Below are 22290 nucleotides of genomic sequence, written 5' to 3' on the forward strand. Positions count from 1 at the left end.
ACAACAAGGTTAATAAAACATAGCCAATAAGAGCTAAAATTAAAATGTAGTGTCTTTTTAAGCACTACTTTGTCTACACTTAACTGTTAGGTGCAAACCACAACTAAATATGAGCAAACAGAAACTAATTAAAAGATTAAAGGTTTATTATCCTTTGGAAAGATTACACGCTTTTGTGACTTTCCCAGCAATATTAGTATATCTAATCTTTAAGAACTCATTTGTAGATATATTTTTTCTGTTGTACGGTATTTTTGTTTGTATCGTAATACTAATTCAAGGGCAACACTATTGGAAATTAAAGTTATATAGATTGATGAACAAGCCCTTTCATCAAGAAAAAAACCTAAATATTTTCAGGAAATCTAAAAAAATAAATTTGATATTAATAGGTTTCATTCCAATAGTATTTGCAATTCAATTGTATCAAAATAACTGGGGAATTACTCCTGAAAACTTAATTTTGTGGGGAGTATTAGCCAATTTATTCGCAATTCTTGAGCATATAAATTATTATATTCGTCAGTTAATGGTTGATAATTTTGCTGATTTTGAATATATAATGCGAAATAAGAAATTAAAAATTGCAAGTTTAGCTAAAGATTTAAAGGAGAGCGAACTATAAAGTCAACATTGGACAATGACTATAACAAACAGTGTACAACGTATTATATGTAATGGCTTGGGCGTATTTACCAAGTATGCCAATTTTTTTATTTCGCTTTAAAACAAAATAAATCATAAAGCATCAGAACTAACGTACTTTATAATAGGGTAATATTTACTAAATTGGTTGTATTAACAATTTAGTAAATATTAGAATAATGAAATATTTTATAATTATATTATATATACTTGCCATATTATTAGCAGTATACGAATTAGTTACAAGTAAACTTTTTTCTGAAAAGGGTAGGAGAAATTTTAATAAGTTTCTTTTAGTTATGCTTATCGCAATGTTAATATTTAAAGTAATTGAAATGATAAGTGAGTTTTATTCCTAAAGATAACTAAACACACAATAATGTATATAATTAATTGTTACAGTCTACTTACAAAACACTCTTGAATTTTTTAGTAAGATAATATTTACTAAATTAGGAACTTAAACTCCCAATAAACCATATACCAATACCTTACCAAACATTTTAAGAATGAATACAATAAAAGTTAATTTACTATTGGTTGTAACCATTATACTAGCATCTTGTAATACATCAGACAAGGCTAAAAATGATAATTCAAAAACAAAAGAACGTACTCAGATAAAGACGTTAAATGATACTATTACAAATTTAAAATCTGGAATAGAAAATTTGAAATATGAAATTACAAGTTTAAAGTCTGAAATAGATATACTAAACAACAAACATAGTTTTCATTCAAAAGAAAATTATGAGGAAATAGTCGCTAAGGCAAAAGAAGACGATGTAAGGTTAATTGAAGTATTAAGCTGGAGATTTCATATAAGTGAAGAAAATCATATATCAAGATCTCTCATTAATAACTGGCATAAATTAGATACAGTTGAAATGATGACCTATAGAAAAAAAGAATTTTTAACTTCTTTTTTTTCAGACAGTAATTTGGATTTAATTACTTATTTATTAAGTAAAAATAATTTATATGAAAGTTCTAAAATGAATCTGTATGTTAATGCTTTAGTTGATAGTTACCAAGATGTTGATTCTAAATTTTTAGAAGAATTGTATAATTTGGCCGAAGAAGTAAACGATACTGAAAATATAGATGAAATTGAAACCTTATTAAGGAGCGTTGCAACCACTGATGATAGCGACTTTTATAAATTTCAAAGTAGGCAAGCTACAAGTTTTAGTCCAACTTTTATGCTTTATTCTTTTTGGGCTAGGAGACATCATGAAAATAATGAGGAAATAGTCTATGATGTTTTAAGACAAATACAAACAAGAATGGACACAATATATGGCGAAGCCATATATAATTAATACAGGTTTTAGTGTTTAAGTAAGCTGGTAAACCATATACAAATACGTTTTGAATACTACGTAAAGTGAGCAAAAATCAACAAGAAATAAGCAAATTAATTAGTTATTGGTTAAGGCATAAACCAGAAGAAGGTTTTATTAAGCTAGACAAATTTGGTTGGGCAGAGATCCAAAGTGTTATTAAAGCATTGAAATTAAATAATTTTGATTTTAATGAAAGTGAGCTTATACAATTAAATGAAAGCTTTGATAAGGTTCGTTGGAAAATTGATTTAGAAACAAAGAGAATAAAAGCAACTCACGGACATTCCGTTTCTATAGAACAAGAATTAGCTCCTGAAATACCAGGAGAAACACTATATCACGGAACGTCTATAAATAACATAAACGGAATTCTGAGAAAAGGTCTTATTTCTGGAGAAAGACAATACGTACATTTATCGGACACTAAAGAAATGGCTCTTGAGGTAGGTAAAAGGCACGGCAAACCATTCTTAATTGAAATAGATACCGAAGAGTTAATTAAAAACGGTTGGGTATTTTTTAAAACAGAACAAAATGTTTGGCTTACGTTAAATATTCCTGTTCAATTTTTATATTTTGAACCGTGGGTATTTAATGTATCTGAAAATCGCAGTAAGTATACTAAAGAAGAGCTTAAGAAAGAATTTAGATATACTCAAAAACTTTATTGGATAATAGATACGTTGGAACTTATTGCTACATCTAGTCGTGATGATGATGTTCTTTTTCTAGACAAAGACAGCTTAAAATTATATGTAATACACCCTACGTGGAGTGGAAAAACAGAAAGAAGGAACTGGCCATCTGTAGAAAAATATAAAAATATGGACGAATGGATGGAAAAAAGATTTATAATAGATCAAGAAGATTGGTACTTGGATTTTGAGACCTAAACATTAGTTCTATAAAAATTTTAATATAAAAAATAAATATAAACTAATAGTTGGGTCAATAGTCTTTGTGGTTTTGGTAGCTTTCTTGTCTGACTGGGCCAATTTTAAAGCAGGGTTATTTGGTGAAGCTCCAATTGAAAAAGTACATAAACAGGTATATATTCTTCTTATAAATAACCATTAACAGTAATAAAAAATGAAAGTCTTTATCATCATTGGGGTAGTTTTACTTATTTTAATTTCTGTCTGGTATGCTAAAAAATCTGGAGCAAATGCTGAATTTCATAATAATCAGAAACCATTAAAAGTTTCAGACAGTACAGATAAGCCCGTAAATTTTGGATACAAAATGGTTTGGATTGCTGTAAAAACAAATCAGAAAAATAGACTTGCAGAAATAATAAAATTAAAGAATATTAAAAAAGCCAACTGGGAAACAGGGATTGAAGCGGCTTACAATGATGGGGTTTTTATTACTCCCCAAATAGGAGAGTGGACTTTAATAACAGGAACAGGAATACCCAATAAAGGCGATAGTCTAGAAAATATTTTAGAATTAGAGAATTTTATAAATGATTTGAGCGCGGAATTTGGAGAAGCTCAGTTCTTTGGTACGCACCGTGTAGTTGAATTTCATAGTTGGATGAAATCTATAAAAGGAAAAACGGAACGTATTTATTCTTATGTAGGAGAAAGTATGGAAACTATAAAAGTATTTGGCGCACCAACTGAAGCTGAGGACGGACTAAACTTATTTAATTCTTTATCAAAGGAAGCAGAGCAAGAAGAATATTTTGAGCGTGAAGATTTAAATTTTGCTGATGAAACGTTAGTGATGAGTATAGCAGAAAAATGGAGTGTTAATCCAACAAAACTATTGGAACGGACAGACATAAAAAATGAGTTAGGATTGGTAGGGAAATTATTTTTATAGATTGCGGTTGTGGAATATTTGATAAAACGCAGCAATGATACAAACTATAATTTTAGTTAGTTGAACTTGGTCTTCTACGAGAAGATTTAAAGCATCATAGAAAAATCTCGAACAAGGAAAAAGAAAACGGAATAAAAAGACCATTTTATAAGTACTTTTTACAACCGAGTTCTATTGTGGTAATTTTTGTTTTTGTAATAACCACTTTGAGTTTTTTCTTGGTTTTTAATTATCAGAGCAAATTCATTTTTCCTAAAAAAACTAAAAAGGAAATAGAGGAAATGAGTGATCGAATGGAAAATTGTAATGAGAATTTAGGGAGATACCCAATAGATTTGAATGAACTGATTGGGGATAATCCAACTAGACAAGGCCGGAGAAAAGACGCTTGGAATAGAGTTTATAAATTTGCGATGACCCAAAATGGAAAAGATTTTTTAATTACGCCTGCTGGTCCTGACGAGAAGTTTGAAACGGAAGATGACATTATATCAAAATAAAATAATATAAAATGAAAAAAATATTTATACCCTTATGTCTATTAGCATTTTCAAATTTCTTTAGTTCTTATGCCCAGGGAACTAAAAAAATAGATGCTCAACTAGAAGAAGCTAAAGCCCAAATGATAGCGAGTATCTCAAAGATAAATGATAGACTTTTAGAGCCAACGGAGATACTACAAATGGGAGTAAGTGACGACCAAGGACTAAACGCTAAACCATATTTTTTTGATAAATCTGAAGTAGATAGTTATGATGAAATAAGGAAAGACGTTGATGAGTATTTAGGTGCATTATTGTTTTCTCAAATGTCATTAGATACTAGAAGTCAAATTAATATAAAAGGGTTTAAATCGGCTTTAGAACTAAAAAGCAGACAAGATGATTTTTACTCTAATAACAATAAAATATTACCTGAAATTATTGTAAAGAAGCTATTTTATAAAAGTGGAGAGGTAGATTTGTTTAAAAAGGATACAACTTTTTTTGAATATTCTGCAGACGCATATATAAAGCTTGAAAATGGTAATCCTATAGACAGTATAGAAGCAGAAATTAAATATTTACTTCCAGAAAATATACAAATATCAATTAATAAAAAAGAGAAAAAATATTTTATAAATAATGACTCTCTAGTAATTCAATCATTTGAGAATAATTCATTTTCATTCTACGCTTCAGAAAATGTATATGATCAAATAAGAGAAATACAAGGTGTTTATAAAGACGGAAAATTATTTGAACCCTCTGGAAGTTCTAAGTTTAGTGTTCCTGTTGATTTAGAGATAGAATATTTGAAGAAATTCAAGGTTTTAGAAGAGAAAGCTATTAAGTTAATAGATGCAAATACAATTAAAAATATGGATGAATTAAGGGATTATTTTGAGAAAAATGCGATTTCTCAATTAAAAAGCAAAGAGCCCTATTTATTAATAAAATATGTGTTTGCAGCTAAGGTTGAAAAAATTAATTTATTTATTAATAATCAAGATATTAAGCCGATCACCAAAAAAATAATTATTCGAAATAAGTTTTAAATAGTACCAAGAATAAATAGAAATTGAATCGAATAAATAAAAAATACTCACCACGCTGTTAGTAACAGACACCATACATTTACAAACAATAGATGGAAGTAAAATACATATTTATAATAATTGGCTTATTACTGCTTATTGTGGTCGTTGGCGGTTACCTCTATATTAGAGCACTTGGCAAAATGTGGGTTGTGCATACACCAGATAAAAGCCCTTTCTTTAGAACCACAAAACCACTCATTGTACATAATATATTGTTGCCAGAAAAGACAAAAATAACATACAAAAAGCGCTATTCTTGGGAAAAGTACGAGCAAAAAAAACCACTGAAAAACAAAAATATTACTCAGATTTCTTTTGATGAGGGAGTAACAATAGAATGGGGTGGAGTACCCATTACAAAAATTATTAAATACTTTAACCCAGAAATGATTGGCTATACTGTGTATGCAGATTTTAACAGCTTAAATAAAAACAAAGAGACAGAATTCTCTAATCTTTGGAAAGGCTGTGATAACAGCTTAGGTATAGCTGTTAAAAACCCAGATGATTGGTCTTTTGCTAAAGATAATATTGTGGATGTAGATTCTTGTAGTGTTGTTTATCAACGGTATTTTAAAGAAGATATAGAACAACAACTATTTTTAGATAAACTGTATAGTGCATTGATGAAATTAGATATTAAAAATTAATATAAAATTGAAGAAACTACTTAAGACGCTATTAAAAATACTCCTTTTTGTTGTGCTGACTGTAAGTACTCAGATCGGTGGAATTGTTTATTTACTAAGTTTACTAGTCTCTAAAAAATGGAATAAAAAACTAAAGTATAAAACGCCAGTAATTTTTATAGGACTGTATCTTTTTTCTACATTTTTAATTGTTCCTTTTGTAGCTCCAATCTTTGGGCGCGAAAAAGTAAAGCATTCAGAAAAAATAAAAGCAACAAATTATATGACTGTTTTATTAAATAGAAACTATGTAAGGCCAAAGCTAAACGATCTATTAAGTAAAACAGCAAAAGAACTATCTGCAACAGCTATAGAAATTCACTATTTAGATGCAAATTTTCCTTTTATTAATAAGTTTCCGCTACTTCCGCACTTAAGTCATAACGACGGAAAAAAGATAGATCTAAGTCTAATTTACCAAACAGAAAACGGGATTATAAAAAATGGACAAAAATCTGTTAGTGGCTATGGTGTTTTTGAGGATCCTACAGTAAATGAATATGACCAAGTTACAAAGTGTATTAGCAGTGGTTATTTTCAATACGATTATCCCAAGTATATGACGTTCGGAACAATAAATAAAGGTTATATATTCTCTGAAAAAGGAACAAAAAAATTGATAAACAGTATCTTGAAAAATCAAAATTTAGGGAAACTATTTATAGAGCCACATTTAAAAAGTAGAATGAGTTTAAACGATAGTAGAATTAGATATCACGGTTGCAGGGCAGTAAGGCACGATGATCATATTCACATTCAATTAAAGTAAAAGGAACGAACAGGATAGCGCTTATAGCGCAGTAGTTGGGAGATTTATCCAAGGATGGCCTTCATTATAAAGTCTATCCACTTTATTACGAATATAGGTTTTACAGCTGCACATATAAATTGTGTCTGCTAATTTTAGAGCTGTAGTACTACTTTTATACCTATAACTTCTAAACGATATTTAAACCAATGAAATTATTTTATACAAATTACGGAACTAACGAAACGGTTGCATCTAGTAACGCCATAGACGTAACTGTAGAATCTGCTATAGATACGTTTTTAGAGTTATTAGACGGATCAGAAAACTTTTTAGGGCTGGTAGATGAAGATAAAAACTGTATACAGTTTGTAAATGAAGATAAGAAGTGGTTGTTGGATATTCCTAAGCCACCTAATTTTGAAAATCTACAGGCATATGTAAACGATAAAGAATGTTTAGCCATCCTAGAAGATAGTATTACAAAAAATAAAATAAGTGTAAATGTAAAACTATATAAAGTACACATTATGGATGAAACCTTAGACGATGTGCTGTCTAGGGAACAAAATATGAGCATTAAATAAGGAACGCTACAAATGAAACAAAAACTACTATTAGTGTGTCTTGCACTGTTTACCTCAATAGGGTATGCGCAAATCAGTATAGATGAACTAAATATTAACTCACAGCTTACAGACCGTATACAGTTTTCTAAATGGGAAGTTCATACAAAAGAAATGTCTAAACCAGGAGATACTGAAAAGGAATACAAGAAGGAGTTAAAAAGGGTAACCTTAAGTAAAGAAGATCAAGAATTAATTAGTGCAAAGTTAAAAGACCCAGAATCATACACTCAAGAAAGAGACTTGCTATACCATTACGATCTAGTTTTTCTCTTTTACAAAGAAGATGTTGTTGTAACAGAAGTGCGTCTTTCTACATTAACAGGAAATATTGACATAGATAATAAATTAACCAAGAGTTCTATAAAAAGTAAATGTGCTAACACTATGAAAAGTGTGTTGCTTAATTTGCTAAGAAAACACGAGTTTTTATCAGAAGAGTAGAGGTGATTTTTTTATAATTTGTTAAATCACCACATTATTGTTGTCGAATATACTATATTTGCAGCAACAATTAGATTAAGATAAAATGAAACAATTAACATTTGCATCTTTACAAGTGAAAAACTTGGAAGCATCAAAAGACTTTTATACAAAAAAAATAGGTTTTCAAATTGATAACTCCAACCCTCAAGCCTGTATTTTTAAGTGCAATCAAGGACAAGCAAGTTTTGCTATTCGCACGCCTCTTGAACCCATTGAAGAGAAAGATCTAGGAATAGGTGTTGCTCTTTGGTTTTCCGTTAATGAAAATGTAGAAGAACTAAAAGAGAAATTTGTTGCGAATGGGGTAACTACTGTAGGATCAATTATTGAAACACCTTTTGGAAAAGCATTCCATATAAAAGATATTGATGGTTATAAACTAACTTTTTTACAAGCTAAATAATTAAATATTTCAGTATTATTATGCCTAAAAAAATTCAGTTTAATTTTAAGAGTCCACAAGATAGTCCAGGTTATTTACTAGGGCAAGTAACAATACTGTGGCAACGTAGACTAAAAAAAGTATTAGATCCTTTAAACCTAACACAAACACAATTTGTTCTTTTAACAGCATTAGGTTGGCTTTCTAAAAAGACTGAAGTTGTTACTCAGGTTGATATTGCTAACCAAAGTAATACAGACAGAATGATGGTTTCTAAAGTACTTAGAACTCTTGTGAAAAAGAAGTTTATAACTAGAGAAGAGCACCCTACAGACACCAGAGCTAAAGTAATTAAGTTGACAAAAGAAGGAGCAGAAATTTTACAAACAGCTTTAACTACGGTTGAAAATACTGATATTGAATTCTTTTCTATTTTAGGAGATAATTTGTCTGTATTTAACAGGAATATGGCAGACATAATTGAGAAGAATAAAGAAGAATAAAGAAGAATAAAGAAGAATAAAAGTATTACAGAAAACAATAATTTTCAATACAAAATAAACTACTTAATATAGCTGAAAATAGAACCTGTAGATTTTTCTACAATTACAGGTCGTTAGCTAATACATTTTGGTATGGTAGTGTGTCTTTGTAATACCCTAAAATCAAGGATAATATCTTATCGTTTATAATTACGTACCATTATATTTCGTTTTCTTATAGAGGATTTACAATAATAGGCGCTTGGTGTCAAATATATATTCAACCTACTCAAATATACATTTACAATATTAATTTATCGTAATTCACAATATGTTTGCTACGTATTAAAATTGTTTTACAGTTATAAAAAGCCATAGGTAATAACCACATAATATGTTCGTTATATAAAAAAGAATGTGATTAGCTTATTAAAGAAAAATCTTTTTTAAGCGAACTTTAAATAATTTAAGAATAAATGAAAAAGGCATTAATAGTTTTGGTTTTTGTAAGCGTTAGTCTGTTTTCTTGTAAAGACAAGGAGATAAGTACAGAAGAAGGTATTTTAAAAATTGAAAAGACTTTACAAGAAAATTTTGATGATGATTTTGAGGTGTATCAATTGTCTTTAAATGCATCAACATTAGAAAGTAATCTAGATAATATTAGCAGAGTATATAAAGTAAAGAATATCTTTTTTACAGATAAATTTATGTACAATGGGTTTACAGATCCAGTTAAAAGTCCTTTAGGAAATCTATTTAAAAACAAGAATCCGTTTACCATAGGTCAGGTAGATGTGTCTATTATACCAGTCAAGTATAATGAAGCTTTAGCTCTTTTAAAGGAAAAAGGATTGTTTAAAGAGGGTAAAGATTACCTTTTAAATGATTGGTTTTTTGAAGCAGATAAAAACGGTGCTATTTTTTCAGAGTTCGATGTGCAGTACGAGACCGGCTCAAGTAGTTCTGGTAAAGTAATAACTGTTACTTATGAAGAATACAGTTTTAAGGTTGATAAAAACAATAAATTAAATTTGATAAAGTAATCGTAAAATGAATAAAGCATTTAAAAGTTTATGTTGTGTGTTGCTTCTAGTTTTGTCTAGTTGTGCTGCAGGAACTAGTGGTAGTATTGAGTTAAGTACAGAAGAAGGTATTTCTGAGATTAAAAATATAATAGAAACCCAGTTTGGCTTAGATACAGAAGTGTACTCATTAGCTATTTCTAATAAAAACGAAAATTCTACAGAGGTAGAGCAGGTAACAATTATGCTTTTAGAAGATGGAAAATCATCAATGTGGTTTTATTCTACAACTATGAATAAACTTTTTAAGCCAGAATCTAGCATAAAAGACACTGATAAAACAAAGGTGCTAAAATTAAAAGATTTTAAAATAGATCGCATTCTAGAAAATTTTAAAAATGCGACTATTTTAATAGAAAAAGAAACAAAGGAGTTTAATAACTATGCGTTAGAAGGTAGTTATAGTATGACAGTAGACCAGAAGACAGGAAAAATAAATGAATCTTTTAATTTATTTGCTGATAAAATTTCTGCTAAAGCAAACAGTTTTTACGGGAAAAGAATAGCCGACACAAATACGTTTAAATTTTCTTTTAAGACAGATGAAAATGGAACGCTTGTGAGTACAGACGGATTAAACGTATTTGAAGAATAAAAAACAACCATCTAAATAAAATAAAATGAAAATAGAAATTTACAAAGCAGTAGATCACCCTACAATTGAAGATGTAGAAAAATTATTAATAGAAAAATTAGGTGATAAGTACGAGTACAAATTAAAGAAAGAAGCTGGTTTAGCTGGTAAAATGATGGGCGGAGCAGGTTCTGACCAAATTACAGTAATTAAAAATGCATACCACAGAACTGTAGTTGGCATTGAAAGAACTTCTAGTTCATCAGCAGCGGTTCCTAAGTTTACAACTATTAATTTTTCTGAAGCAACATTAGCTGGCTGGTTAGGTTTTTTACACAATCAAGTTGGTTTTATTGGTAGAATTATAATACGCTTAATATATGGTAGTGATTCTGAAGTTTACGATGATGTAAGAAACACTATTAAAGACAACATGAATATAGAAGTAGAAGTTCATGAAGCAGGTTTAGGAGCCTTATTCAAAAAGAAAAAAAAGGAAGAAACTGTAGAGGCATAAACACGTATTTTATTTTAATAAATTACATGCTAAGTTTTAAAAGAGCACCAATGGTTTTTAGTCATTGGTGTTTTTATTTTAAAGGTGCTTTGTAGAAAAGTACAGTAACAGTAAAATTATACGTAACTCATAAGAAGTACTTTACTGCCAACTTAAAAAGGTTATATAGGTATGAGAGGTACATCATAAATACAACCATTTAAGGCTAAAGAAATAGAGCATATAGACGCTGGTATCGTAAATCCAGAAAAAAAAAGATATTTTAGAAGCAGTATTTATGCAGGCGTATTTTAGTTTTTTTCTGAAAGACGAATAAAGAAGAATAAAAACAGTGCAGAAAACGTTCTACATAATAAAACCAAACATAAACCCACCAAAAAATAGAATATGAAAAATAGAATGTACTCAGCACTAATTGTCTTTGCTTTAGTTTTTATGGTTTCTTGTGGTAATAAAATGACTTTTCAAGAACAAATAAAACAAGATGTCTTTGATAAAATTGAAAACGGTTATTGCGATGCGGACAAAATACCCAAAGGCACAGAAATTAGAAATTTTAAAATAGGTGAGATCACACCTATTGGAGATAGCGGAATGATTGATGTTGCATTAGAATTTGATGTAACAGATAAAGATGGCAATGAGCAACACATTACGGAAGCAATGCTTTATTTAGAAAGTGGAAACGATAAAAAAAAGTTAGCAATTTTTTGTGACTATGATTACAGAGAATAAAGGTTATAGCAAATATAATGAAGAGCAATAAACCTCAAATAAAACCATTTAATTCAAAAGAAATAGAGCGTATAGACTCTGGTATAGTTACAGATTATGTAACCATTATTTTTTTTGGAATACTGGCATTGGTATTTAGTTATTTAATGGTGTTTGGTATTTTTAAGTCAAAAGATGTTTATTCCGTTATTGTATACTTGGCTATTATAGTGGTTATATGGGTAATAACCGTATATAATCTTAAGCCTTTTGTAACTAATATAAAAGAAAGTCAATTGCTTCTGCAAAAAAACCAGAAGTTTTGTAATTATGGACACATAGAAAAGAAAAGATCTGTTTATAAAAGACTAACTATAAAGTCTATGTCTAGTAATTTTTATATTAGTATAGATGGTAAAGAATATGAAGTAGGCAAGCAAAGTTTTGATGATGTACAAGAAGGAGATTATGTGTATTACGAAGTAAAACCACCACTTTATACAGAAGTAAATAAGGTTTAAAAGACTACTTTTTATAAACCTTCTATGATGTATATTAAAGCGGTATGTCTAATTATTTTCTCAACTAAAAAAAGAAGAAAATTCTATTTCCATGTATTTTACATTAAGGAACTTATTTGTTAATTTTAATATGAAGTGATCTGGAAGAATTATCGCAATCAGTTTTTATAAAATCTATTTAAAAAAATAAAAATGGGCTTATTTAGCAAAAGTAAAAAGGAAAATATACCGGCAAATAAAGAAGGGTATGCAAGAGTGCTTAATTACATTAAAATTGATGCTATAAACGGAAAACCACTAGAGACGTTTTTTTGGGAATATAGTAAACAGAAAAAAGGCATTTTTGCGGGTAAATTAGAAATTATTTATCTAGAAGAAGGAGCGTATGAGGTTTTTGCTCATGGCGTAACGTACCAAACCAAAACCACACAAATACATATCGCTGTTGAGGCTGGAAAAAATTATATTTTGGGAGCAGGTGTACTTGAAGATGATACGGAAGGTTTGTATTTTGAAGAACGCTAACAAAGTCTTTAGCATTAAAAACATTATAGTACGATAAATACTAATAAATAAAAAGTCCCTTACCTAGAATTTAGATAAGGGACTTTTTGTTTGTACAAAGTATATTTTTTTTTGGGCTTAGAAAGCACCAATAAAATGACTACCAGTTGTGTTAACCAATTCAGCACCTTTAGTAACGTCACCAGTTACGGTGTTTATAACGTAAATGTTTCCATTTTTACCAACAGGAGCTTGTGTTACATATATTTCGTCTCCGTCTACTACAAAACCTTGGTATTGGAATAAGTAGAAATCAGGATCGTAAGGAATAGCATCTATCTTTACAGCAGTTTTAGCATTTAAGTCTACTAAAGCAAAAAATCCTTGTAAACCGGCAACACCTTCAGCAGAACCGTTGTGACGGTAAGCAACTACAGCTTTACCGTTAGCAGCTGGTCTCCAAGCTAAAATATAAGCACCTTCTATACCTAAAGCAGTATCTAAATTAAAGTCGTACGTATTATCGTATTCGTTATTAGCATCAATCTTTAAGATATGAGAACCTTCAGGGTCGCTTTGGTTTGCTTGGTATACACTCCCATTATATTCAAAAGAATTAATACTACGGTAACCGTTTGTATTTCCGTGACCTACAGTAGAGGTAATTATTGTTGGGTTTGTTAAAGAAGGGTAATCTAATACAATAGTTTTAGAGCCTAAAATCTCATAACCACTTTCGCCTTCTGCTGTTGCAGGATCTAATTTACTTAAACGAGCACCAATGTATAATTTATCTCCGGCAGCGTTTAATGTTGGCATATCTATTCTAGAGATGTAATACCCTAATGCTTCTTCTTCAGTAGTTAAAGGAATACTAGACTCTTCAAAGTTCTTAATTGAAGAATTTTCTAAATCTAATGTTACTACTCCCATAGTAGCTTCAGTACGTAAGTAGGTATCATCTGTAGCATCATCAGGCGTACCATTATCGTCAAACTTGTTTTCTGTAGAAACATAAACAGCAGATCCTGTTTTATCACCATCAAATAATTTTATCCACCTTGGAGCAGTACCAACATAAGGAGCAATACTTACCTCTGTACCTATTTTAGTAAAATCTTGTCCTCCTTCTACATTGTACTTTGTATAGTTACCACCAGTATCACCAGCGTAGCTAATATTAAACATAGTGCTACCATCTTCAGAAGATTGTAACCTTGCAGTTCTGTTAGATGGTACAATAAGTCCGTTGTTAAAAGCATCTATTTGTACAGTAGGGTCTTTAGCGTCCTCACTGGTTACAGAATAAATTAGTGTACCACCATTGCCATCTCCAGGATTGTCTCCCATTTTAGCAGCAGCAACAGTTATCCATCTACCAGCAGTTGGTTCTACAGGATCTACCGATGGGTCATCTCCATTATCATCACTACTACAAGAAGCTAATAAACCAATACAAGTAAGGGCTATGGCAAATGTTTTGTTGTGTATTAAATTGCGTTTCATATTGTATGTTATTTAAGAATTAAAATTTATGAATTGAATAATTAAGTTTAAAGTAAAAAGCTCTACCTGGTTTTTGTACCGATAGATTGTCATATACAGGCTCATCAAAAATGTTTTTAATATCAAAACTTGCAACTAGTCTTTTGCTAGGAAATGCATAGCTAAATCCAAAGTCTTGTGCCAATTGTGTAGGTACTTTAAAGAACTCGTCTCCTACAGTATTTGTTCCTTGTTTTGGTAGGTAAGAGAACTCATCTGTAAAGTACATAGTGTAGAATAAGTTTAATCTAGATTTTTTCTGAAAAACATCTTTAAAAGAGTAGCGTAAATTCCCGTTCATAGTAAAAAATGGAGTGTTAGGAACGTCTATTTCTATGCCGTTATTTACAATGTTTAGACTAAATCGAGAGACATTAAAGTTTATCCCAAAGTTCTTGTTATAGGTGTAGTTAAATTGAGCATCTATCCCTTTAGAAGTACCACTACCTTGGTTTACGTATAAAATTAATTCGTCATCAATATTTAAAGATGTTTCTATAGGCAGACCAATACGGTCTTTAATGTTTCTTGTAAAGAGATTGGTTGCTACAGAGAACTCGTGCTTCTTAATTTTATAGCTTCCAAATCTAAATCCTAAGTTGTAATTGTTACTTTGTTCTGGGTTAATACTTGGGTTGGCAACCACGTTATCACCATCGTTACCAAATACTTCAGTTTCATTAGGTAGGCGTATTGCTTTCTCTGCAGATGCCAATACCGTAAAATCTGGAGAAACAGCGTAAGAAGCTGCAAAACCGTATCCTTCATATTTTTTATTGCTGTCAACAATTTCATCAACCACAATGGCATTACCGTCTTCATCTTGTACAATATCTGGATCTATACTTATTGTTTTTTGCTGATATAATTTTCCAAAGACACTAGCTCTTAACTTATTTTGTAAGGCAGACAGCTCGTAACTTAAAGCGTAAATATTTTTATGTAAGTCTCTAGATCCTTTAAATGTATTTTCTAAAACAGATCTTAGTGCATCACTATCTTCTCTGTCTATTCCGCTATAAAAATGATTTGCTGTAATCTTATTGTTCTGGTTAATAGCATAAGAAACACCAGTTCTAATAGAAGCAACTTTTCTGTCTATTTTGGCTAATGTTGGTCCGCCTTCTTGTTGCGACCTCCAAGTATATTGGTACTCGTCTCCTCTAAAATCTATAGCTCTATCACCACTCCAGCTATAGGCCCAAGAAACAGTATCGTTAATACTACGGTTTCTTTTACCGTACACACCATTTACTTTTACATCTAAGCCCTTTGTAAAAAGATCTCTTTTTTGGTACGTTAAGTTTGCTAGTAAAGCATTAGACTCTAAAAAACGGTCTTTATATGGTGTAATGGTCATAAACGCACCGTGTTGTACTTCTTTATAATCATCTGAACCTGTTACACCAATTAAGAATTGATCTGCCCATTTTACATCGGTATAGCCAAGCTGTACCATACCACCAGTAGACCTGTAAGCATCGTTAAATCTGCGTGCTGTAATTGGTGTTTGTACACCACCTAAACCAGTCACAACTACGCTTCTGCCAGTTACTTTATAATCGTTATCAGAATAATTATGAAAGAGTGATGCCTTAACTGTAAATCCTGTTTTTTCAAATCGATACAAACCATTAAGATTTGCTTGTAAGGTGTTAAAAGACCCATAAGAAACAGACGCGTTTAAGTTTGTTTTAGCGTCTTGGTGTAATACTACATTTATAGCGCCACCCAAAGCATCATCTGCTAAATGTACAGGAACAACACCTTTGTAGACTTCAATATTTTTTATCATTGAAGTAGGTATACTATTTAGGTTAAATGAAGAACCATACATAGAAATAGGAATACCGTCTATAAAAATACGTACAGCACTACCAGACAACCCATTTAGGCTGTAACTAACCTCTGATCCTAAACCACCGTTTTGCCTAATTTTTACACCAACAGATGTGTTTAATAATTCGTTAGTTTGTATATTTCTAATGCTGGCTTCTTCGGTTTTTATAACGTTAACAGCAAAACCCTGTGTCTCTATTTCTGTTTCTTTTGTCTTTCCGCTAACTAAAACTTCATCTAGCTCATTTGTTTCGTTGTAGCTAAGTGTGTGTTTAATTTGTATGTTTTGTTTGTCTACGGTAATGGTACGTTTTTCAATTTCTTTACCGTAGTATTTTATGGCAATTGTGTAACTACCGTACGGTAAATCTTCTAAAGAAAAAAAGCCTTTGTCATTTGTATATGTGTGTTTTATAGGTTTTTCTGTAAACACAGAAGCGGCTGCAACTGGGGTTCCATTTTTAAAATAAATAGTTCCGGTAATAGTACCTCTTTTGGTATCCTCAGTTGGTTGAGAGAAGGCCGAAATAGAAAGTAATAGACTTAAAACCGATACTATTTTTAACATACAATTAAAATATTTTTATATTTATTAAGACTTAGTCTAAATTAAATTAGATTTGCAAACTTAAGTTCAGTTTGGGTGAAACGAATAACGCAAACGGAAGTTTTAACAACGCATTAAGAAATAATGAAACAAAGTTTAAAAAGCTTTTCTGCTTCTATTAATTTTAGTAATACCATTGCGAACAGCACGGGTGCTACTACTGCATTTGTAGAAAGTAATATCAATTACAATAGTCAGGGTGTTTTAGGGCAAGAATCCCAGTCGCACTATAGTGAGTTTTTGGTTGGCAGTAAAAATACGGAGAGTGCAAAGGGATATGCAGTTGCTATATCTTGCAATTGTCCTGTTTTTAAGTTGCATTTTTCATTGTTGGGCAGCTACAGTCACCAAACAAATAACGATTTGGTGGTAACCATACCAGAAGGATGTTGCAATCTTTTTTTTTTGCCTTTGCAGCCAAGTAAAGATATATTTACGAGCAAACACACAAGAACCTTAGAAGTGTTTTTTACCCAGAGTTTTCTAGAGCGCATACTAGGGGAGCAGCGTACCGCAAATCTACTAGATATGACTACGGCCATAGATGCAGAAGTTCCTTTTGTCTTTTTTAAAGAGCGCAGACAAATACCTTTAAAGTTAAGCAACCAAATAAAAGAAATTCTAAACTGTGCTTATACGGGTAGTCTTAAAAAAAACTATATAGAAAGTAGAATTACCATTCTGTTGTTAGATTTTTTAATGGATACAACAAAGCTAGAAGTTGTAGATACTGTTATGCCAGAAGCAGATTATGCTGCAATTGTTAAGGTAGAAGAATACTGTAGGTTAAACCTAAAGCAGAAGCTAACGATTAATACCCTATCACAGATAGCAGGTTTTAATACAACAAAGTTAAAGCGCGATTTTAAAAAAATATACAAAACCACCATTTTTAAGTACATCACTCAATTGCGAATGGAAAACGCAAAACAACTGATACTAGAAAAAGGGTATTCTATAGCTGAGGTTTCTTATGAGGTTGGGTATTCTAATCCGCAACACTTTACCACAGCATTTAAAAAAACGATGGGGTATTTACCAAGTCAGTTAATTAAATAAGAAGAATAACTAGCTCCCGATACCATTTTCTGTTTCTTCAAATTACTGGAACTGCCCTTGGATAAGACTTTTAATTTACAAGAAAATCACTAGAGATAAAGCAGCTGTTAACATCAGAAAAAAATAGTTTATAAAAATTCTATCTTTAATCATTCTAAATAAAAATAGTTCTTATATTTGCGCTTTATCAATAATAAGTCTAAATAAAGAAATAAGCTTTATTTATTAAAAATAGATTCAAAAATGAAAAAATTATTTACCCTAACTCTTTTGTTAATTGTTGGTACAATTACCGCACAAGACGCTAATGTTTTTTTAAATCGTGGTTTTTTTAAGCCAGCTACAACAGTAAAAGAGGTTCAGCAAAAAGTAAAAGAAGGCAATAGCCCTGTAGATTTAAGTTCTAATGGGTTCGATGCTACTACAAACGCTATTTTAGCAGATGTTTCTTTAGATGTTGTAAAATACCTTTTAAGCATAGAGGGTAATGTAGTAAATAAGGTAACTCACGATGGACGTACCTACTTGTTTTGGGCAGGTATGAAAGGGAACTTACCAGTAATGAAACACCTTTTAAAGCTTGGTGCTAAAACAGATGTTATAGATGATAAAGGGAGTTCTGCGTTGCTTTTTACAGCTGGTGGCGGACAAACAAATCCTGAACTGTACAACTTACTTATAGAAAATGGCGCTTCTATTAACGAGACGAGTCCTAAAGGGACTAACGCTTTACACCAATTAATTGGGAAGGCAAAAAGTTTAAAAGAACTAGATTACTTTATTAAAAAAGGACTAGATCTTAAAAGTACAGACAAAGCTGGTCTTAACGTAGTAGACTATGCTGCTCGTGTAGGTAACAAGACTATTATAGAAGAATTGGTTAAAAAAGGAGTTTCGTATAAGGACACTAATTTAGATGGTAGCAATGCTATTTTAGTTGCATCGCAAGGTGGTAGAGGTGGAGGTAATAGCCTAGAATTCTTCAAGTATTTAGAAGGTTTAGGTATTGCAGCTAATACTACAAATAACGATGGTGTTAACCCAATTCATAATTTAGCATACAGTGGCAAAGACAAAGCGTTGTTTCAGTATTTTATAGATAAAGGAGTTTCTATCTCTAAGGCAGATAATAAAGGGAATACGCCTTTAATGAATGCTGCTGGCCGTAACAGTTTAGAAATTGTTGAGTTTTTAGAAGCTGCAAATGTATCTGCTAAAAACAAAGAAGGTAAAACTGCTTTAATGAATGCAGTACGTGGTAACAGTAAAGATGTGGTTGTATTTTTAATAGACAAAGGAGCAGCTATTAATACAGTAGATGCTAGTGGTAATAGCCTTGCATACTATTTATTAGAATCTTACTCTAAAAGAAGTGAAAAACCATTTACAGAAAAATGGGAACTACTTACAGAAAAAGGCTTAGATATTGCTCGTGTACAGAGCGAGGGGAATACACTTTTACATTTGGCGGTAACTAAAAACAATACAGATTTATTAGCTAAAATTGCTGCTTATAAAATAGATGTTAATGCTAAAAACGCAAACGGACTTACTGCTTTGCACCTTGCTGCTATGACGTCTAACAATGTAGATAACATAAAGCAATTAATTGCATTAGGAGCAAAAACAGCTATTGGAACAGATTTTGAAGAAACTGTTTACGACTTAGCTTTAGAAAATGAGCTTTTAGATAAAAACGAAATTGAATTTTTAAAATAATAAATAGCGTTATGAAACTTAAATTGGTAACAATTACAATTGCATTAGTTGGCTTATTTACATTGGCAGCCTTTACAACGGCCCCAAAAACGAGTCAGTACAAATGTATGATTCAGTTAAAAAATTACGAAGGCGAAGGTGCTTACGTAGTGGTTTCTTTATTAGATGCAAAAGGGACGTATGTAGAGACTTTAAATGTGTTGGGTGATGATCCAGAGTGGTACCACGATTTAACAAAATGGTGGGGTTATTTTGAAAAGAAAAATAGTAAGATTGATGCTATTACTGGCGCAACAATAAGCGGTGGAGAACGTGCTATAAAAGTTATTAAAATTGATGACGATAAGCTTAATAAAGGCTATAAAATACGTTTTGAAACTGCTGTAGAAGATCAAAAATATGTTGCAGACGATGTAACCTTTGAGCTAACATCAGAAAGTGTAAATAGTAAAGTAGACGGTACAGGATATATCCGTTACATACGTATGTTGCCTCAGAAATAATTAATCTATGACATTATCAGTTTGGAGATACAGTCACCTTGTGTTGGCTGTATCTTCTTCTATTTTTATTTTATTAGCTGCTTTAACAGGTACTGTTTTAGCACTAGAACCAATTAGTAATCGGGTACAGCCCTACACTACGGGCGACTTAAACCAGGTTACTGTTGCAGAATTTACAAGTACGCTACAGCAAAAATATGCTGAGGTAATTTCTGTAGAAATAGATAAGAACAGCTGGGTTACGGCATCTGTAATAGACAAAGATGGTGTAGATAAAATAATATACGTAGATCCAAAAACAGGAGATAGTTTAGGCACTCCAAAAGAGTCTAACCCCATTTTTAAGTTTGCAACCACATTACACCGTTCCTTATTTTTAAAAGGTATAGGTAGGTTTTTTGTAGGTTTATCTTCATTTTTATTGTGCTTAATAAGCATTAGCGGAATTTTTCTAATTCTAAAAAAAAAAGGTGGTGTTAAAGGCTTTTTTAAACCTATAGTTAAAGAAAACTTTAATCCATATTACCATACCCTTTTTGGTAGATGGTTGCTTATTCCTATTTTAATACTAACGCTAACAGGTGTGTATTTGTCTTTAGAGCAGTTTTCTGTACTACCATCGGCAAAAATTGTACACCAAGAAGATACCTTGTTTGCAGAGGAACCCATAATAAGCCTATCAGAATTTAGAGTTTTTAAAGATACCAAGTTATCAGAGGTTCGTAAAATAGAATTCCCATTTGCACCTTTTCCAGAAAGTTACTTTTTACTGCAATTAACAGACAAAGAGTATCTAGTAAACCAATTTAATGGTGATATTGTTAGCCAGGTAAATTATCCTTTTTACGTTGTACTAAGCTACTATAGTATGTTGTTTCATACAGGGCAGGGCAGTATAATATGGAGTATAGTTTTGTTGTTGGCCTCTATTGGTATTTTGTTTTTTATGTATTCCGGCTTTAGCATTACACTGCAACGCAGAAAATCTAGAATTAAGAACAAGTATAAAAAGGACGACTGCGATTATGTTATTCTTATAGGGTCTGAAAACGGAAACACTTTTCATTTTGCCAATGCCTTATACTCGGAATTACTACGTTTGGGAAAAAAAGCATATTTGGCAGAGTTAAACAGCTACAAGAGTTACAAAAATATGCAGCATTTGGTGATCATGACATCTACCTATGGTACAGGAGAAGCGCCAACAAATGCTAAAAAGTTTAAAGCACTATTAAACACAAACCAGCAAGGTGCAAAGTTTAACTACTCTGTAGTTGGTTTTGGCTCTTTAGCATACCCAGACTATTGTAAGTTTGCTTATGATGTAGATACTATGTTGCAAGCGCACCCAAATAACAACCGTTTGGCAGATGTATTTACCATAAACAACCAAAGTTTAGAATCTTTTAACCAGTGGTTGTTGGCGTGGAGCAAACAAGAGAATTTAAACATAAGTTTACCAAAAGCCATTGGCAGCAAAAAGAAACGTAAGACCTATGATTTTACCGTAACCAAGCATACCAAGGCAGAAAATAACCCAGATGATACTTTTTGTATATACCTAAAACCCGTAAACAAAGTAAAGTTTACCTCCGGAGATTTACTCTCTATTTTAGGCGAAAAAGACGAAAGAGAACGTTTATATTCTATTGGTAAATGGACAAAAAACGAGCTTGTTATAAGCGTTAAATGTCACCAAAAAGGGAATGTGTCTAACAGGTTGCAAAACCTAGCTGTGGGCGACAAAATAGGCTGTGGTATAGTAAAAAACAAAGCATTTCATTTGCCTAAAAAAGCAAAAGAGGCCGTATTAATAGCTACTGGTACAGGTATTGGTCCTTATCTAGGGATGATACGCCAAAACACAGCACACAAAAAATTACACTTGTATTGGGGTGGGCGTACAGGAGCATCTTTTGAGCTGTACAAAAACCAATTAGAAGAACAGCAACAGGCAGGCAACTTAACGTCTTTACATTTGGCACTGTCTAGAGAACAAGCAGAAAAAGTATACGTGCAAAACCTGTTAGCGGCAAACGGTAAAGAAGTTGCCCAACTTATAAAAGACAAAGGTTATATTTTAATTTGTGGCTCTATAGGTATGCAAAAAGAAGTTACTACGGTGTTAGACACTATTTGTAAAAACCACCTAAAAAAGCCGCTGAGTTACTACCAAAACAAAGGCCGTATTTTAATGGACTGCTACTAAAAACAAACTAAAACCCGCAACTCTATGTTACGGGTTTTTTTATGCTATTTATACTCTTTTTTTACCTAATTACACATTTCCGTA

Annotated in this window: 24 protein-coding genes; 22 read left to right on the forward strand and 2 right to left on the reverse strand. The window is 31.5% G+C overall.

What is annotated here, in order from left to right; genetic code table 11:
* Window positions 1-109 precede the first annotated feature (109 nt).
* The 18 genes from M4I21_RS05000 to M4I21_RS05085 all read left to right on the forward strand — a co-directional run bounded on the left by M4I21_RS05000 (window position 110) and on the right by M4I21_RS05085 (window position 12746).
* Entirely contained in the window at window positions 110-625 is a 516-nt protein-coding gene (locus M4I21_RS05000; protein WP_249558021.1) for a hypothetical protein, read from the forward strand.
* 529 nt (window positions 626-1154) lie between these two features.
* Window positions 1155-1967: a hypothetical protein gene (locus M4I21_RS05005; RefSeq protein ID WP_249558022.1), complete on the forward strand. Its 813-nt coding sequence runs from the start codon at window positions 1155-1157 to the stop codon at window positions 1965-1967.
* Window positions 1968-2032: 65 nt separating this feature from the next.
* A complete protein-coding gene (locus M4I21_RS05010) occupies window positions 2033-2884 on the forward strand; it encodes an RNA 2'-phosphotransferase (protein WP_249558023.1) in 852 nt (283 codons plus the stop codon).
* A 196-nt stretch (window positions 2885-3080) separates the two neighbouring features.
* Window positions 3081-3818: a hypothetical protein gene (locus M4I21_RS05015; protein ID WP_249558024.1), complete on the forward strand. Its 738-nt coding sequence runs from the start codon at window positions 3081-3083 to the stop codon at window positions 3816-3818.
* A 281-nt stretch (window positions 3819-4099) separates the two neighbouring features.
* Window positions 4100-4318, forward strand: a complete 219-nt coding sequence (locus tag M4I21_RS05020; RefSeq protein ID WP_249558025.1) for a hypothetical protein — start codon at window positions 4100-4102, stop codon at window positions 4316-4318.
* An 11-nt stretch (window positions 4319-4329) separates the two neighbouring features.
* Window positions 4330-5355, forward strand: coding sequence for a hypothetical protein (locus tag M4I21_RS05025; RefSeq protein ID WP_249558026.1), 1026 nt, complete (start codon window positions 4330-4332; stop codon window positions 5353-5355).
* A gap of 92 nt (window positions 5356-5447) precedes the next feature.
* A complete protein-coding gene (locus tag M4I21_RS05030; RefSeq protein ID WP_249558027.1) occupies window positions 5448-6047 on the forward strand; it encodes a hypothetical protein in 600 nt (199 codons plus the stop codon).
* 7 nt (window positions 6048-6054) lie between these two features.
* The gene (locus M4I21_RS05035; RefSeq protein WP_249558028.1) at window positions 6055-6855 is read left to right on the forward strand and encodes a hypothetical protein; all 801 of its coding nucleotides are present in this window, start codon (window positions 6055-6057) and stop codon (window positions 6853-6855) included.
* A gap of 188 nt (window positions 6856-7043) precedes the next feature.
* Window positions 7044-7421, forward strand: a complete 378-nt coding sequence (locus M4I21_RS05040) for a hypothetical protein (RefSeq protein ID WP_249558029.1) — start codon at window positions 7044-7046, stop codon at window positions 7419-7421.
* Between the two features lie 12 nt (window positions 7422-7433).
* The gene (locus M4I21_RS05045) at window positions 7434-7904 is read left to right on the forward strand and encodes a hypothetical protein (RefSeq protein ID WP_249558030.1); all 471 of its coding nucleotides are present in this window, start codon (window positions 7434-7436) and stop codon (window positions 7902-7904) included.
* 85 nt (window positions 7905-7989) lie between these two features.
* Entirely contained in the window at window positions 7990-8349 is a 360-nt protein-coding gene (locus M4I21_RS05050) for a VOC family protein (protein ID WP_249558031.1), read from the forward strand.
* Between the two features lie 20 nt (window positions 8350-8369).
* Complete coding sequence (locus M4I21_RS05055) at window positions 8370-8831, forward strand: MarR family winged helix-turn-helix transcriptional regulator (protein ID WP_249558032.1); 462 nt, start codon at window positions 8370-8372, stop codon at window positions 8829-8831.
* A gap of 455 nt (window positions 8832-9286) precedes the next feature.
* Complete coding sequence (locus M4I21_RS05060) at window positions 9287-9856, forward strand: hypothetical protein (protein ID WP_249558033.1); 570 nt, start codon at window positions 9287-9289, stop codon at window positions 9854-9856.
* Window positions 9857-9863: 7 nt separating this feature from the next.
* Entirely contained in the window at window positions 9864-10490 is a 627-nt protein-coding gene (locus M4I21_RS05065; protein ID WP_249558034.1) for a hypothetical protein, read from the forward strand.
* Between the two features lie 25 nt (window positions 10491-10515).
* Window positions 10516-10986, forward strand: a complete 471-nt coding sequence (locus M4I21_RS05070) for a hypothetical protein (RefSeq protein WP_249558035.1) — start codon at window positions 10516-10518, stop codon at window positions 10984-10986.
* 387 nt (window positions 10987-11373) lie between these two features.
* On the forward strand, window positions 11374-11721 hold the full coding sequence (locus tag M4I21_RS05075) for a hypothetical protein (RefSeq protein WP_249558036.1): 348 nt from the start codon (window positions 11374-11376) through the stop codon (window positions 11719-11721).
* A 17-nt stretch (window positions 11722-11738) separates the two neighbouring features.
* Window positions 11739-12221 (forward strand): hypothetical protein, encoded by a 483-nt coding sequence (locus M4I21_RS05080; protein ID WP_249558037.1) that lies wholly within the window; start codon window positions 11739-11741, stop codon window positions 12219-12221.
* 192 nt (window positions 12222-12413) lie between these two features.
* Entirely contained in the window at window positions 12414-12746 is a 333-nt protein-coding gene (locus tag M4I21_RS05085) for a hypothetical protein (protein ID WP_249558038.1), read from the forward strand.
* Window positions 12747-12863: 117 nt separating this feature from the next.
* Here M4I21_RS05085 and M4I21_RS05090 read toward each other — a convergent pair whose 3' ends face one another.
* Both M4I21_RS05090 and M4I21_RS05095 read right to left on the reverse strand, forming a co-directional pair.
* Window positions 12864-14231, reverse strand: coding sequence for a DUF4374 domain-containing protein (locus tag M4I21_RS05090; protein WP_249558039.1), 1368 nt, complete (start codon window positions 14229-14231; stop codon window positions 12864-12866).
* A 19-nt stretch (window positions 14232-14250) separates the two neighbouring features.
* Window positions 14251-16677 (reverse strand): TonB-dependent receptor, encoded by a 2427-nt coding sequence (locus M4I21_RS05095; protein ID WP_249558040.1) that lies wholly within the window; start codon window positions 16675-16677, stop codon window positions 14251-14253.
* 123 nt (window positions 16678-16800) lie between these two features.
* Between M4I21_RS05095 and M4I21_RS05100 the strand changes: the two genes are divergently transcribed.
* From M4I21_RS05100 to M4I21_RS05115, 4 genes are all read left to right on the forward strand, one after another.
* Complete coding sequence (locus M4I21_RS05100) at window positions 16801-17775, forward strand: helix-turn-helix domain-containing protein (protein ID WP_249558041.1); 975 nt, start codon at window positions 16801-16803, stop codon at window positions 17773-17775.
* A gap of 243 nt (window positions 17776-18018) precedes the next feature.
* Window positions 18019-19494, forward strand: a complete 1476-nt coding sequence (locus M4I21_RS05105; RefSeq protein WP_249558042.1) for an ankyrin repeat domain-containing protein — start codon at window positions 18019-18021, stop codon at window positions 19492-19494.
* 11 nt (window positions 19495-19505) lie between these two features.
* Complete coding sequence (locus M4I21_RS05110) at window positions 19506-19997, forward strand: DUF2271 domain-containing protein (protein ID WP_249558043.1); 492 nt, start codon at window positions 19506-19508, stop codon at window positions 19995-19997.
* A gap of 7 nt (window positions 19998-20004) precedes the next feature.
* Window positions 20005-22206: a PepSY domain-containing protein gene (locus M4I21_RS05115; RefSeq protein WP_249558044.1), complete on the forward strand. Its 2202-nt coding sequence runs from the start codon at window positions 20005-20007 to the stop codon at window positions 22204-22206.
* Window positions 22207-22290 lie beyond the last annotated feature (84 nt).

Origin of the sequence: Cellulophaga sp. 20_2_10 (assembly GCF_023476645.1) — a bacterium.
Taxonomy (GTDB): Bacteria; Bacteroidota; Bacteroidia; order Flavobacteriales; family Flavobacteriaceae; genus Cellulophaga.

Coding starts and splice junctions, on each gene's coding strand:
- M4I21_RS05045 (WP_249558030.1), top strand. CDS start 7,434: ATGAAACAAAAACTACTATTAGTGTGTCTTGCACTGTTTACCTCAATA.
- M4I21_RS05025 (WP_249558026.1), top strand. CDS start 4,330: ATGAAAAAAATATTTATACCCTTATGTCTATTAGCATTTTCAAATTTC.
- M4I21_RS05090 (WP_249558039.1), bottom strand. CDS start 14,231: ATGAAACGCAATTTAATACACAACAAAACATTTGCCATAGCCCTTACT.
- M4I21_RS05085 (WP_249558038.1), top strand. CDS start 12,414: ATGGGCTTATTTAGCAAAAGTAAAAAGGAAAATATACCGGCAAATAAA.
- M4I21_RS05060 (WP_249558033.1), top strand. CDS start 9,287: ATGAAAAAGGCATTAATAGTTTTGGTTTTTGTAAGCGTTAGTCTGTTT.
- M4I21_RS05065 (WP_249558034.1), top strand. CDS start 9,864: ATGAATAAAGCATTTAAAAGTTTATGTTGTGTGTTGCTTCTAGTTTTG.
- M4I21_RS05005 (WP_249558022.1), top strand. CDS start 1,155: ATGAATACAATAAAAGTTAATTTACTATTGGTTGTAACCATTATACTA.
- M4I21_RS05020 (WP_249558025.1), top strand. CDS start 4,100: ATGAGTGATCGAATGGAAAATTGTAATGAGAATTTAGGGAGATACCCA.
- M4I21_RS05080 (WP_249558037.1), top strand. CDS start 11,739: ATGAAGAGCAATAAACCTCAAATAAAACCATTTAATTCAAAAGAAATA.
- M4I21_RS05055 (WP_249558032.1), top strand. CDS start 8,370: ATGCCTAAAAAAATTCAGTTTAATTTTAAGAGTCCACAAGATAGTCCA.
- M4I21_RS05100 (WP_249558041.1), top strand. CDS start 16,801: ATGAAACAAAGTTTAAAAAGCTTTTCTGCTTCTATTAATTTTAGTAAT.
- M4I21_RS05050 (WP_249558031.1), top strand. CDS start 7,990: ATGAAACAATTAACATTTGCATCTTTACAAGTGAAAAACTTGGAAGCA.
- M4I21_RS05040 (WP_249558029.1), top strand. CDS start 7,044: ATGAAATTATTTTATACAAATTACGGAACTAACGAAACGGTTGCATCT.
- M4I21_RS05015 (WP_249558024.1), top strand. CDS start 3,081: ATGAAAGTCTTTATCATCATTGGGGTAGTTTTACTTATTTTAATTTCT.
- M4I21_RS05105 (WP_249558042.1), top strand. CDS start 18,019: ATGAAAAAATTATTTACCCTAACTCTTTTGTTAATTGTTGGTACAATT.
- M4I21_RS05110 (WP_249558043.1), top strand. CDS start 19,506: ATGAAACTTAAATTGGTAACAATTACAATTGCATTAGTTGGCTTATTT.
- M4I21_RS05070 (WP_249558035.1), top strand. CDS start 10,516: ATGAAAATAGAAATTTACAAAGCAGTAGATCACCCTACAATTGAAGAT.
- M4I21_RS05000 (WP_249558021.1), top strand. CDS start 110: ATGAGCAAACAGAAACTAATTAAAAGATTAAAGGTTTATTATCCTTTG.
- M4I21_RS05115 (WP_249558044.1), top strand. CDS start 20,005: ATGACATTATCAGTTTGGAGATACAGTCACCTTGTGTTGGCTGTATCT.
- M4I21_RS05030 (WP_249558027.1), top strand. CDS start 5,448: ATGGAAGTAAAATACATATTTATAATAATTGGCTTATTACTGCTTATT.
- M4I21_RS05095 (WP_249558040.1), bottom strand. CDS start 16,677: ATGTTAAAAATAGTATCGGTTTTAAGTCTATTACTTTCTATTTCGGCC.
- M4I21_RS05075 (WP_249558036.1), top strand. CDS start 11,374: ATGAAAAATAGAATGTACTCAGCACTAATTGTCTTTGCTTTAGTTTTT.